The following is a 15,323-nucleotide window of genomic DNA, read 5'->3' on the forward strand; positions in this document are numbered from 1 at the left end:
TTTTATAGAATACTTAGGAGGAAGTGTGTCGAAGAGTACAATCACTAAAAAACTACTAACTAAAAAAAATATTTTTCTTTTAGGGCTAAGTACTATTGCTGGTGGAGCAATTATTGCCGTTCCGCTAGTTGTTTTTGCAAATTTAGAACTAAAAAACCCGCGAATTGATGTGCAAAACCAAGCAAAATCAATTTCTTTCATTAGTATAAAGGATAAATATTTAAATGCTAATTCAGACTATTTAGATCTAAAAAAGAAACTTTTGAACGACGATAATACCAAAAAAACTGACATTGATTTAACAGATTTTTTTGATTTTTACCAGACAAATAACTCTAGCATTCCTGTTAATTTTTCAACCGATCATAATTGAAAACCTTTCAAACTGGAAATTTTTGATATCAAACCTGATGATAATGAGCAAACATTCGAAGTTTACTGGCGAGTTTCACAAAAATTAGCCGATGGTAAAACAGCAACTTCTGACTTATTTAAACAAAAAGTTGCTTATAATTATGTTCCAGATTATTCGCTTTCTAATTTTTCAACTTATTCAGAAGACCAACTCAAAAAATTAAGGCCTTACACAAATAGTGAGGTTAATTTTTCTTTTAAAAAAGAATTGACAAAGTTAATTTCAGTTGAAGATTTTCAAAAAGAAGTTAATAGTGCAAAAAATGACAATGAAGCTAGAGAAATTATTAGTAAATATTTTAACCTCGATGAGACAATTTCACAAATTTTTAGCAATAAAAGCTTTTACTTTGAATCTGAAAGTGGTATTCAAAAACCTCGCTATGATATAAATTTGGTAAAAGATCAAATTATAACTGATCGATATTTAGTAAAAACAGCAACTCCTGGGGTTTATAAATTGACCTTTGTTGCCCAGTTTTCTTCTGATTTCTCAAAGGAAATTGCCGCTGATATTAACAAGGATTCCAAATTTTTCCTTACTACTCAACTCAATTTAAGTAATTCTTTCCTTGATAAATCAATTAGTGATGATATTGTTTTAAGCGAATTTTCTGACAGTGATTATTTTGCAATAAATAATTTTAGTCAAAATAATTCAACTTTAATTACAGGGTGAGATTTTCTAAATTACTATAATAATGAAATTTTTGCAACCAAAGAAAAACGCGCCGATTTTCTTAATTCACTTATTGAAAAAATTGTAAAAACACCACTAATATCAAAAATTCAATTCCAAAATAACCTAGCAAATTTAAATTTTAACCAAATTTCAAAATTTTTAGATGTTCAAATCAAACTAGACACTGATCAAGTCAATTTAGATTTCAAAGATAACAATGTTGTTGCCCAAATTAATGGTGACATTGTTATAAAAGATAAAAGAAATGATAAAATTGTTGCTACAAAAAAATTTTCTCAAAGTATTAAAAATTTTGAAATCTTAGCTCAAAATGATCTTGATTTTGCGGCTTCAATTAGCAAAAGTAGTTTAACTATTGAACCAAAAGCCCAAGAATTTGTTAGAAAAGAAAATCAAAAAGGAATTCCAAAAGACGAATTATTAGCACTAATTCAGACAAATAATTTCGATAAATTAAAAAAAGTTCTTCAAAATTCCCGTTATTATGGCTTTAGATTTGATGAAACACAATTAAAATCAATGGTTGATAATTATAATTTACCAACTGTTGAAGATTTAATTAAAAACTCAAATGTTGATGATGCGGCCTCAAAAGGGATAACATCAATTTATTCTAATTATTTTAATAGTGACGAAAAAATTTCACAATTTTTGTCATTTTTATCAAAACAGGATGTTAGTTTTGTTGCAAAATATTGGTTTGATTATCTTAAACATTTTAAATTAATAGATTCTGGAGCAAACTGGCCAGAAAATACTAATAGTAATGAATTATTTGAAAAATTAAGCAACATTAAAATTAAGCCTACAAAACAACCACGCGGTCAAATTGATAGTGATAATTCCGAACCAACAGTTTGACTTTTTTCATTTAACTATGGTTTTTTAGATTTAAATAAACCTCTTGAAAATGGTTTTTACATTAGTAATGAGCTTAAAAACACTCTTAATTTGATAAAAACAAATTCATCTTTTAGCCCTGAATACTTTATAAAACAAATTGAATTACTATCAAGCAAATTCACTAAGCCTAATTTTTTAGAGCAAACCGGTAAAAATAATATTGAAAATCTTACCGATTTTCTCGCAGCTTTTTATTCATTAGCTTATTCAAAACAAAAAAGCCAAAAACTTTTTACTGGTAATTTTGGTAAGGATTTTAACTACAAAATTCAATTTAGCTTGGAACCTAATTTAACAAATGTTGATGCTTTAGAAAAACAAAATGACCAAAATTTAAAAGTAAAATATTGATATAATATTGGTCCAGTTGATAAAAACGGCGATCTAGCTAGCGTTATTTATCAAACAAAAAAATCAGAAATTGAACTAAAAATCAATTCTGAAAATAAACTTTTAAGCGACGAAGTTGATAAATTAGATGAAATTGCCTCAACTTTTTCACCAAATTCACAAATAGTTTTCTTAACCAGTCAAGATTTTAAAGATTTTGAATCTCAAATCAAAGTTGCCATCTCAAAATCAAATGACAATAAACCAGTATCTGTTGATAAAGAAGTGGAAAAACTACCTTTTAGCAGTTATTTAACCTTCGAACACAAAGATTTAGATTTAGGCTTTTATGCTATAAAAAAACCAAAACAAAATCAAACACAAGGCACAACAGGTACAACAGAATCAGAATCACAAACTAACGACATCGACACTAGCGGTGTAATTGAGAAAATTCCTAACACCGGAAACCGGGTTCAATATAATTTATTTTTATATCTTTATGATAAAAATAATCCTGAAAATTTCTCAAGTCAACCTATCCGCGTTATTATCATGGAACACACAAGCTCTTTATTGTTAAAATAATAAACTTATAAAGGAAATTATTATGAAAAAAATTAAATTAAATCATATAATTTTTGCAATTATTGGAGTTAGCACGGTCGTTAGTATTTCTGCCAGTGTTCCGTATTTAATCTCCTTACACTCGAAAAATTATAATTCAAAATTGTCCGAATTTGACGAGAAATTAGCTAACGCTACAAATTTAAATGTTAATTCAGAATTTAACACGACCGAATTTAATAGCTTAGTTGCTAATTTAAAACTTAAGTCAAAATTTGCTAAAAAATTAAGTGCTTCTGACGCTCTAAATTTGCATTTTGATAAGGCATATAATTTTGACCTAAATAATGCAATTGACTTTAGCGAAATTAGTCAAAAATATCCAGATTTAAATTTCAGATTGGTTGTTCCTAGGAGTCAATCTGAAGTAAAAATTGAGTCAAATAAAATAAAAAATCTTGCAGTTAATATTTCAAATTCAAGTAAAAGTATAAATTATACCGCAAGTTTTGACCTAGATTTTTCAGATCAAGATAAAACCTTGAATTTTTCAGCCCAAAATTTGAGCGCATCAATTAGTCTTCTAAATCAAGATTTTTTAGAAGGAAAAACCGCGACCGAAATTGCTATTTTGTTTTATAATGAATTTAAAAAAAATTTTGAAGAAACAAAAAATTCAAGTTCAGCACTATTTGCAACATTTTCTAAATTTGGCGGAATTTCATTTAGTATAAATTCTGAGCCAGTTTTTGTTTTTCCTTCCAATTTTGAAATAAAACCTGAATTGCAAGAAGAAAAACTAAATTTTACAAATGTTGATGATGTTAATAATAAAATTGATTTAGCATTAAGTTTAGTTGATAAAAAAACACAAAAAAGTAGTAAATTAACACTTAATTTTGTTGATGTGCCTAAGAAAACAGAACAAAAAAAATCTTCTGAACTATTAAAAATTTTTAAAAAAAATTATAAATTTAACTCAGTAATTTCTAAACATTTAGCACAAAACAAACTTAGTGTATCAGAATATTTTTCCCAAAATCCTCAAAGTTTAAATCTTGAACAGTTTAATTCTTGGTTTACTTCAAACTCAAGTGAAAATACAGCTGAAAATAAAACATTTCTAGAAGAAATCAAAGGTTTAATCCCTAATTTTGCTCCAAAAAGTGTCACTTTTTCAGTAAAAGAAAACAAAAATAATCCTAAAAATCCTAATATTGTCAATGTTGGACTAAATATTGAAGGTAATTTTACTGAAGAAACCTTACTTCCTTTAGGTCTAAAACTTGGCGAAGATAATACTTATACCTTCAATTTTGAACTAGAATTTAATGCAAACGAAGAAATTTATGGTGCACATTTTATAAATGCAATTGAGAGTTTTGACAAGCAAGGATCACAAGATATTGACAATTTAACCTTTGAAATCAAGAAAGACTTGCCAATTACAGTTTTTGCTTCAACAATTGATGATAAAATCCAACCTTTTTTAAATAAACCTTACGATATAAAAAATATAACAACTCAACTAGCCCCTTTTTTTGAAGCTCTTAATTTTTTTGCAACAAAAAGTAATAAAATTAGTCAAACTTCAATAGTTTCAAGCACTGATCAGACCGCTGAAGAAACCACTGAAGGTTCAGATGCTTCTACAACTGTTGATACAAATGTTAGCGCTTTGACTACCTTATTCCAAGATACAGAAGAAACAACTCCTGTCCCTTCTCCAACCCCGCCCGCTTCTTCAAGTGAAGAGTCAACTACTCCAACTCCAACTCCAACTCCAACTCCAACTACCCCTCTAAGTGATCAATCTTTAGGCGATTACCTAAGAAAACTTCTTGGAAATCTTGAAAAATCTAATCTTCCTGAAGGAACTTCTGTTTCTATTTCTGCAGATCATAAAGATGAGACCTATGAAATAAATCTTAAGATTAAAACCCCTAATGGAATTGAAAGAAATTTAACAGTTGAAGTTGACGATGTAAATAAAGATAATAAACTTTATAAATCTTTTTCTGATAGCGTAAAAACTCACCTATTTTTAGATTGAAAAACTAATGTTGAAATAGAAGAGAAAACTTTAGAAGATGGTCAAAAACAGCAAGTTGTAAAATCAATTTCAGCCGTTAATAATCCAAATTTTAGATTTAATGCAAACGAAGCACCTTCAAAAATATCAAAAGAAAAAGTCCATGTTGATGAACAAAAACAAGGCATTTATTTAGCCGAAGGTGGAATTTCTTTGGATAAAACTGTAAATAACAATAAAGATCTAAAATTAAAAGACGGCACATCCTTTCTTTATGCTTTTAAACCCAAAAAATTACCTAAAATAGATTTTTTTCAATATTTTTTACTAAAAACAGGTGAAAAAGAAAATAATTTTAACTTAGTTATTGAAAAGCAATTCAGAGTTCCCGATGTTTTTAAAATTGGTGCTGATTTCGTCCCTAAGCCGCCGGCTCAAATTTTTCGCCACAATAATGATGGATTTCTAACAACCGATAAAGAAGGATTTCGATCAACATATAATGGTGAAATTACAGTTGCAATTCAAAAGGGTACTATGAGAACTGTAATAGGAATTGATCCAAAAAATCCTCACAATGATTTTCATGATTTTCTTAATAATTCTAGATCCACTATTATTTTACGCGTGGATATTGAAAAAAAAGATAGCAAATCGATTATGAATATTAAATTTTATTCTACCGAATCTGATGATGCTAAAAAACCAATTTTTACCTGAAGTCGTGAAATACCAACTGGTGCAAAATTAGATTTTGAAAAAGGTTTTACTTTTGGAACTACCATGTCACAACTTCAAGAACAAATCGACAAACAATTGGAGGAACTACCTGGAGGAAGATCTGAAACCGGAATCACCTTTAAAGGTTTTGCTTTATTTGACACACCTCAAAGTGAAGAAGAATATAATAAACTTTTTGAAAAATTTAGATCCGAATATCTCTAATCACAAATTTTAATTATAAAAAAACCTCGTAAAATCGAGGTTTTTTTATAATTAAGTAATAAAATTTAAAGCCAAAACTAATTTAAGCAAGACAGAAGCTTTTTTTAAGCATCAAAATAAATAATCAGAAAAAATATTTATCTGAGTTTTTTAAACTTATTTAGTGTATAATTTAATTTTATTTTCTAGTTTGCTCCTTAACTAATTGGACCAATCTAATCGATTTTTTCTAAAAAAAATCTGGAAAAACAAAAAGAAGCGGGGTAAAATAATGAAAAAAAGTATCTCAAAACCTGATTTTTCTAAAGCATTCAAAATATTTTTGAGTTTTAGCACCTTATCTTTAACTATTTCTGGAATTACTTTGATTGGTATAAAAAACCGCGATAAAACCGATCAAATTAACATACCAATTACCCACTCGGCCCAAGAAACTGAAGAGCTTTTGGATAAAATTAATTATTTATCATTAGGTGATTCGATTTCTGCTGGTTTTAACTGGGATTATTCTTTTGATGTTAGAGGTATGCTTGATGAAAATAATCAAGTAAAAGGACTTTCGTATCCTGCCTTTTTTGCTAATTTTATTCAGAAAGTTAATCCAAATGCCCTTAAATCGTTCGATAATTTGGGCCTTTCTTGAACAACAGTCACAGATTGACTATATTTACTTAATCCTGAAAATGAAAAATACAAAAATTCAGACAAAACACATTTTCGTTTTAATTATCATCTAGACAAAAAACTAAATTCACCATATGGACAACAAATTCGTGAAGTTTTTGATGACTTTTCGGCAACAAGTTTTCCAAAACTTCACAAAAAAATTCAAGATTCAAATTTAATAACACTTTCATTAGGGGCAAATGATTTAATTGAATCTATTGATTTTCGTGTAATTGCAAAACCACTCCAAAAACTTGCCACAAAAGCTGAGGCAAGTTTTGAATTTATGCAAAATATTGAACTAGCCTACCAAAAAATTTATCGAAATTTGCTAACTTTAGTTGAAAATTTGCGCAAAATCAACCCTAATGTTCGAATCGTTTTAGTCGGTTATAATTCCTTGACATCCAATATTGTCAAATTTTTTGAAAAACTACTAACAAATGAAATAGGTTTGCCCGAAAACTACGCTAATTTAGCAATAAAACGACTAAATTCAACAATTAAACAGGTTGCCAAAGTTCAAAAAGTTCAGTATGTTGACTTGTATAATGAAAAAATTTGACAAGAAAATCCAACTGAATTTGCAACAAAAGAATTAGATATTCACCCTTCAACAAAAGGTTATAAAAAAATGGCCCAAGACCTCTTGTTCAAACTTGCTTTGGAACAAGATATTTTATTTAAAAACGAAGAACACAAAAAATTAGGTTGAGATAAAGACTATATCGAAAAAGATTTAAATAATTATCGTCGTACTTTAAATATAGCATCAAATTCACAAATTCTTGAGGCCTTAAGTCTTGAAGGCTCAACTGATAAGTTTATTTCTCAGACCTCTCAAATCGAAACAAGAACGACTGCAGATATCAAAAAAACTGAAAAATCACCGCTTGAAAATTTTGTAAATGTTATATTAAATAATAATTTTGGTGATTTTTTAAGCCGTTTTGTTCAGTTAGGACTCCAAAATAATCCAGGCGTGCAAAAAACTTTAACTGATTTTTGACAACAAAACCAAAGAGCAGGCGCTTCTTTTGCCCAAATTTTGCAAAAAATTTTCTCAAGTGGCTTTTTTAGTCAAATAATTTCGCGTTTTCAGACTTATGTTCAAAATATTATTAATACCCAAGACTGAGAAAAGGCGACAATTTCTGATTTAGTTAATCAAATTTTTGCCGACTTTGATGAAAAACAGATAATTGATGTTTTAAATACTGTTGTAACTTCTGAATTTGCCAGCGAAAATCCCGAAAAAACTAAAGAACTAATTTTTGCTTCTATTTTTGGCCAAAGTTTAGTTCAGGATCTTATAATTAACAATATTATCAAACTCGATGTTGCATATAAAGATAATTTAAAGGTAGTTTTTACTTTTGACTCAATCAGAAAACTATTTACAAAAATAATTACTGATTTTCAGCTTCGCACAAAAGACTATGAAAATTCTGCCACTTTTCAGCAAATAATCCAAACTTACCTCGAAAATCCTCAAAATGACGCTGATAATGTTAGTTTTATCCGCAATTTTATTTCTGAAACTCTAAAACATCATGAGTCTGTTAAGGTTCTAGTTGGAATTATTAACGATAATTTTAATTTTAATTTGTCTAAAGATGATCAAGATTCGCTCACTGATCTTTTAGTTTCGCTTGCTGATGTTATTGTCCGAACAAATGTCTGGACCAAATTGAATGACATTGCTGCTAAAAACTTTTTAGAAGTTATTAAGCAATCTGATTATAAAAATTTTGAGAGTATCTCATCAATTTTTGCTGACCAAATTTATACAAATTACACATCTTTTTTTAAAGATTCCAAAAATTTACTTGATTTATTTCATGAACTTTTAAGTTTTGAGCTAAGCAATAATCAAATTGAGTCACTTAAAAAATTACTTAATAAATTTTACCCAATTCTAACAAAATTTGACCTAAGCAACTTTATTGATACTTCTTCGCCAAATTATGCTAGTTTTTCCTTCCTTTTTGATTCGGTCAAAGATTTTTTAGTTTCAAATTCATTCAAACCTTTATCAGATATTGTAAATTCAGCAATTAATGATTTTTTGATAAATAAAAGTCAATATAAGCGAATTGATGATTTAAATCGTTTTGGTTTTCAGTTTTTAGCTAATAATTTACCAAAACTTGAGGAAAATATTTACGATTTTATTGCAAAAAATGTTCAAAATGAAAAGTTTTTAACTAGTCTAATTGATTTAATTAGCAATTCACTAAGTGAGCAAGGTCTAAAACCTACATCGGTTAAAACTTTTTCGGAAATTATTAGACTAATTTTTGAAGATTTTTACGCTAAATATCAAGTTTGAAAAGACGATAAAGCAAGTCCGACTAACAATCTGATTTTTGCTTTTGTCAAAGGTGCAATAAATACTTTTGAAACCTTTACAAAATCAAATTTTACCGAGTATGATTCACTTAAAACTAACCTTGAATCGGCAAGACAAGCAAAAAATGAATCAGAAATTCAAGAATATTCAGCAAAAATCACGCATCTTGACCAACAACTTTCATTTCAAAATTTTTCTAGTTATTTTCTAAATAATTTTTTTAGCCAAGAACAAATTTATTCACTTTTAAAAAGTCTTGCTAGCCTTGATTTTAAAAGCAAAATTACAAATCGAGATCTAGTTTTATTTTTCAAAAACCTTTTTGATCAATCATTTTTACATAAGCAGCTAATCGAAAAATTAAACCAAAATAGTTTTTTTAACAAGGAAAAAATTCAAAAACCCCTTTTAAATATTTTATCTAGCTTCTTTGAATCTTCAGAAGTTGAAGCATTACTTTCAAAACTTATTGAGTACTTTTTTGACAATAAAAAGTTTGAAGAACACCCTGATTTTAGTTCATTAATTGAGAATTTTATTACAGAAAACTCTCAATTAATTGAAAAAGTTTTTACACTTTTTTTAGGAAATACAACAACTTGAGAATCAATTTCTGAATTTTTACGGGCAATTTTGGATGAATATAAACTAAATTTAAAATCAGAATCTGTTGATACAATATTAGAACTTGTTCGTGATTTTTTGTCAAAACTAAAAGATTCAATTTTAAGTATTCAAAATGGTGCAACAATTCAACCGCCGTTAACAATAAAATCAATAATTACTATTATTCTTGATGCAATTTCTAATAATCCAACCCCTAATAAATCAGTGATTGAGACTTTATTCGATAGTTTTAGTGTTGATATTGCAAATAATTATTATTCTTCAGAGGCAACAAGCAAGCAAGATCAAAGTAAAATTAATCAAGATAAAATTTCCTCATTAATTGCTGAGGTAATGAAAACTGAGCCTATTTCAGAGCAAATTAAATCAAGTTTATCAAGTATTCCAGATGAATATCGCGAAGATATTGTTCCAATTTTTAATTCATTTTTACAATCTGATGGACTTAAAGATTTATTTAATTCCTATTTTAAAATAGTTGCAAAAGCAAAAATTAATAAGCCATTGAATAATTTGTCATTAATTAAGTCTTTATTTGAAAAGCAACAATTTAATAAAATTATTGGTGAATTTATTGTTCAATTAGACGAAAAAAAGAATAATCTAACAGGCAATTTTGCAAAATTATCAGAAAAAATTTTCAATACTAAATTTGAAGGAACAGAATTTGAATCTTTTTTCCAGTTAATTAAGAAAATAATTCAAAATAATATTGATAGTTATTACACTAATGAGCCAGAGTCAATAGATATTTTTTCAGAACAACCTCAACAAATAAATGTCAGTCAAGATATTTCTGATTTTCAAATTATAGCTCGACCATTTAGTGATTCTGGTCCTGAAGAACAATCCCCAACTTCATCTTTAACAGAAGCACAAAAACAAAATCCAGTCAATAAGTCGGCAAATTATTCAAAAGAAAATGCTTTTTTAACAAAGCTTATAACTATTTTGACTAAATTAACTAACGGTCAGTTTTCTACTTCCAATTTGAATTCATTATTAGAATCTGAAATTGGAAATGAAGAGTTTATCGTTGATCTAGTCAAGCAAATTGCAACAGTTTATAATCAAGTTGATAAATCAGAAAAAGATAATATTTGAAATATATTGACAAAGATTTTTAAATCTGATTTTTTCAAAGAAAAAATTGAACTATTAAGCGTAGGAAATATTGCTAGTTTTTCAATTTTTAGCGGTCTGTCAAAAGAAAGTAAGGAAAAAATTGAGCCAACATTTAAAAGTTTGTTGTTAGAATTTTTACCAAATTCCGCAAACAAACTTTTTATTTTTCGAATTTTAGACTATATAAATAAAAATCAAGAATTATTTAAGGATGTAAAAACTTTTTCAGGAATCTTAACTAAATTTTTAGGCAACGATAATAGTCATAAAAATAACCATCAAGCCCAGAATTCACAAACCCAAACTAATAGCCAATTTTTGAAGGCCTATTTGTGACATGTGCTTGATTTTTTAGTAAAACATGATAAATTTTTAGATCTAGCCGTTGATATAATTGCCTCATATTTAAAATTAAATTTAGACAGCAGCAACCCAAGTTTAACTAATAAAGTTGAAAAACCAAGAGAAATTCCTAAAGTTTTTTTAAAAGAATTCATTGGTCTAGGCTTCGATAATCCTTTAATTTCTGAAATTTTAGATCAAATGTTAGATGCAGTTAAAACTTTAGATTCTAGCAAAGAAGCATCTACTTTTTTCAGTGCCATTTTTAGTAAATTAGATTTTGCAAAATTAATTAATCTTGATTTAGTTGTTAAAATTGAACCAAAAATTAGCACAAATGACTCAATAGGACAAACCCCAAGCGATCCGAAAGTTCTAATTGATGAAGAACATTTAACATTAAAAACACCAACAGGACAAAAAATAACACCTAAATCACTTGCTGATTTCTTTGATTTAGTATTTTTAGCTTCACCAAATTGAGATAAGAAAAAGGAAAATGAGGCTTCGCCAATTTTAAAAGAATTAAATCATATACCTTTTACTGGAATTTCTTTTAAGGATCTTTTTTCATCAAATAAAAAAGATCCTCAACTTGAAGCAATTTCAAAATTATTTCATAGAATTTGGTACTCTGAGAGTGCTGGATCTAGTAAAATATCATTCAGTAATTTCAAACAAACATCAAAAGGAAGACTCCTTTATAGATTAACGCTAATCCTTCTTTTTTATACTTATGAATCAAGAATTTCTAAGCTTGCTGAGGTAGTTCGAAAATGGGCATTTTATGGTGGTGTTTTTTCATCTTCAACTGCATCTGAAATAATCCGCGCATCGTTACACAGTGGTGAACAATCAGATAAAAGTAAAAGTACTGATAATAATTATAAAACTTTTATTAACGATATAATTGGTAACCCTGTAAAACGTGCAGGCTGGTTTTCAAATACTTATTATACGCCTTCTGACGTAAATCTAAATGACATGATTACAATGATTTATTATAATGCTGACCGTAATCGGTTTTCCAATTCCACAAAGCAAGAAAAATTAAAAGACCAAATTTTGCAGCAAATCCGCGATGGAACTTATCCTGATAATTATAAATAACCTTAAAAATTTAGGTAAAATACCGCCTAAATTATAACTAAATTCACAAATGTTTTAAGAATTTATGACAAAATTTTAAGTTAAAACTTAAAATCAATAATAAAATCTAATTTACTAATAAAAAAATCATTTTGATATTTTAAAAATTGTATCGGTACAAAATAATAATATCGAGTAAATTTATGGTATAATTTTACAAAATGAAAATCTCAAAAAATCGATTTCTTTTTGTTCTTGATCTTGACGGTACAGTGCTTTCTGATAGTGCAAATTCCGAAATACATCCCGATACTGAATCAGGAATTAAGCGAGCTGTTGAATTAGGTCATATTGTTTGCATTTTGACAGGAAGACCCTGAAGATCAACAAAACCAATATACGAAAAATTAGGTCTAAAAACAATTGTTGCTAATTTTAACGGCGCTTATATTCATAACCCAACAGATTCTGAATTTATTCCAACAATTAATTACTTAAATTTAAACGACATTATGTATATAATGGGTGACAAACGGGTAAAAGCGGAAACCTCAAATGTTGCAATTGAAGGACCTGGATGAGCTAAAATCAAAAAACGCGATAAACAATTAGAGCAAGTTTTTGGATTTGACCATATTAAAAATCTAAAGCCTGGTCTAAATTTCCATAAAATACCTTTAAAACCGACTTGTTTAATTCTTGATACAAAGCGATCTACAAACATCAACGATTTTAAATCATATTTAGAGCGACGCTATGGCGATCTAGGTGAATTTTCGGCTTGATCAAAAGGAGAAAATCACACATACGTTTTTGATATGACCGCAATTGGGGTTAATAAATCTAAGGCAGTTTCAATGCTTTCGCGTTATTATAAAATTGACTTAGAAAATATAATTTCAATTGGTGATAGTTACAATGATATTGGGATGTTTGAAATTTCAACAATTTCTGTTGCAATGGCAAATTCGCCTTCACAAGTAAAAAAACATGCAACCGTTATTCTTAAAAAAACAAACAAAGAAGGTGGCGTTGGTTATTATATTAATCGTTTTTTAAAAGATCCTGAAAAAGAAATCGAAAAATCAAAAAAAGTTAAATATGCGCGTTCAGCAGTTTCAGTTGAAGCAACCGAGTACTAAAAATGAAATTAGAAAAAATTGCAATTTATGGCGGTTCATTTAACCCCGTTCATAAAGCTCATATACAAATTGCAAAAAAAGCAATCGATTTTTTAAATTTAGATATGCTTTTTTTTGTGCCAAATTACATAAATCCACTAAAAAACAATAAAGAAAACAACATTGATCCCGCATTTCGTTTTGAAATGCTAAAATTAGTGCAAATTGAAAAAACACAAGTTTGTGATTATGAAATTAAAGCCAAAAAAATTAGCTACACAATTGAAACAGTAAATTATTTCAAGCAAAAATACGCAGGTGCCAAACTTTTTTTAATAATAGGTTCTGATAATCTTGCCAGTTTTAAAATGTGGAAAAATTACAAGGAAATTCTTGAAAAAGTCCAACTTGTTGTTTTTAGGCGCAAAAATTATCCTGATTTAGGAAATGTTAAACGTTATAATGCCTTAATTTTGCCAACCCAGTTGCCTAATTTTAGCTCTTCAGAAATAAGAAATGGAAACTTTTTTGGCCTTGATCCAAAAATAAATGCCTTTATTGGCGCTAATTTTTTATATGCTAATTCAATTCTTAAAGGTTTTCTTGGTAATTCTGACCGATTTATCCATTCAAAAAATACCGCTGAACTCTCAAGCGAGTATGCTAAAATTTATGGACTAGATTCAAAACAAGCTTATTATGCTGGCTTATTTCATGATTTAACCAAAAAATGAAGCAGGCAAGAACATATTGATTTTCTTAAATCCCAAAAAATTGATGCTAGCGATCTTCAAGACTATGAACTTCACCAACTTTCAGCTTCAATTTGATTAAAGAATGTTTATTTATTACCTTTTGAGCAAATAATCCGCGCTATTTCTTGTCATACAACCCTTTGTTTTGAAATGTCATTATTTGACAAATCAATTTATGTTGCCGATAAATTAGCTCGTGGCCGTCGTTTTCCAGGTATTCAAAAATTACGCGACTTAGCAAAACAAGATTTAAATAAAGCCTTTAGCCAACTTGTAAGAATGTCCAAAATTGAGCATGAAAATATGAAAAACTCAGCCAATCAAATGAAACTATATGAAAAACATCAAAATTAAAACTGCTATTTTTTATGCTGATAAGGAAGAACAAGTAAATTTAGAATTACTTGGTGCAAAATTTATAGAAAATGTTAGTGTATTAGACCTAAATTTTCCAGTTTATGAATATAAAAATATTTATTTTTTTTATATTCATTCGCAAATTGGCTTAATTAATTCGGCTATTTTTGCTCAGACAGTTGCAGTAAAATTTTCAATTACCAATATAATAAATTATGGCGCTTGTGGAGGAGGGTCATCAATTGATTTTTCAAAAATGAAAAATCAATTGATATTTCCCAAACGTTTTTATTTACTTGATGCAAAAACACCTTGATATCAGCCAGGTCAACTACCATTTGAACCTAAATTTTACGAGAATAATTTACTTGCTGCTCAAAATTTTAATTTAGGCTCATCAAATAGTTTTATTTTTGAAGAAAATCAAGTAAAAGATTTTCAATTTGTTGATTTTTTTGATATGGAAGCATTTTCCTTTGCTCAAATAAGTGCTAAAAATAGCTTGAATTTTTATTGTATTAAATATTTAAGCGATAAAATTGGCCAAAATATTGACATTTCCCAAGTTAATCTTAACATAAAACAAGGCGCTCAAAGTGCCGCAGAATATGCCTTAGATCTTCTTGAGAAAATCTAAAAAATATTTGTTTACTATTATAAATTTGCAAAAACAGTTTGAAAAATTAAATTATAGTTTTTCAAACTGTTTTTGTTTTAAAGTGGCATAAGAAGCTGACAATTGTTCACTCGTTTTTTAGTGTGTATTAGATTAAATGTGCAAGGTTTAAGGCTTTATTTTAGATTCTGCTATTTTTCTTTAACGCCTATAATCAACGTTTTAACGCAAAAAGTATTATATTTTTTTGTTGAATGTATTAAATTTTTTTACATTTTAATATTAAAATTTAAAACTATTCATAAAAAATAAAGTCCAAAAAAATACCTTATTATGTAATGTTTTATTTTATTATATTGTAACATTGAAATTACTATA

General features: G+C 27.9%; 6 protein-coding genes. All 6 read left to right on the plus strand.

The features are described 5' to 3' along the window. Positions 1–25: 25 nt before the first annotated feature. Positions 26–2,938 (plus strand): P97 family adhesin, encoded by a 2,913-nt coding sequence (locus PWA39_RS01785; protein ID WP_274827491.1) that lies wholly within the window; start codon positions 26–28, stop codon positions 2,936–2,938. A gap of 22 nt (positions 2,939–2,960) precedes the next feature. Continuing rightward, the gene (locus PWA39_RS01790; RefSeq protein WP_075949636.1) at positions 2,961–5,894 is read left to right on the plus strand and encodes a P110/LppT family adhesin N-terminal domain; all 2,934 of its coding nucleotides are present in this window, start codon (positions 2,961–2,963) and stop codon (positions 5,892–5,894) included. Between the two features lie 271 nt (positions 5,895–6,165). Next, positions 6,166–12,117 carry an SGNH/GDSL hydrolase family protein gene (locus PWA39_RS01795; RefSeq protein WP_081311150.1) on the plus strand — a complete coding sequence of 1,984 codons (5,952 nt, stop codon included), beginning with the start codon at positions 6,166–6,168 and terminating at the stop codon, positions 12,115–12,117. 200 nt (positions 12,118–12,317) lie between these two features. Continuing rightward, positions 12,318–13,238 (plus strand): Cof-type HAD-IIB family hydrolase, encoded by a 921-nt coding sequence (locus PWA39_RS01800; protein WP_069099511.1) that lies wholly within the window; start codon positions 12,318–12,320, stop codon positions 13,236–13,238. Positions 13,239–13,240: 2 nt separating this feature from the next. After that, entirely contained in the window at positions 13,241–14,326 is a 1,086-nt protein-coding gene (locus PWA39_RS01805; RefSeq protein WP_069099510.1) for a nicotinate-nucleotide adenylyltransferase, read from the plus strand. After that, positions 14,307–14,966, plus strand: coding sequence for a phosphorylase family protein (locus PWA39_RS01810; protein ID WP_274827492.1), 660 nt, complete (start codon positions 14,307–14,309; stop codon positions 14,964–14,966). Before PWA39_RS01805 ends, PWA39_RS01810 begins: the two co-directional genes overlap by 20 nt. The last annotated feature ends 357 nt before the right edge of the window (positions 14,967–15,323 follow it).

Origin of the sequence: Mesomycoplasma ovipneumoniae ATCC 29419, assembly GCF_028885435.1 — a bacterium.
GTDB classification, from domain to species: Bacteria; Bacillota_I; Bacilli_A; order Mycoplasmatales; family Metamycoplasmataceae; genus Mesomycoplasma; species Mesomycoplasma ovipneumoniae.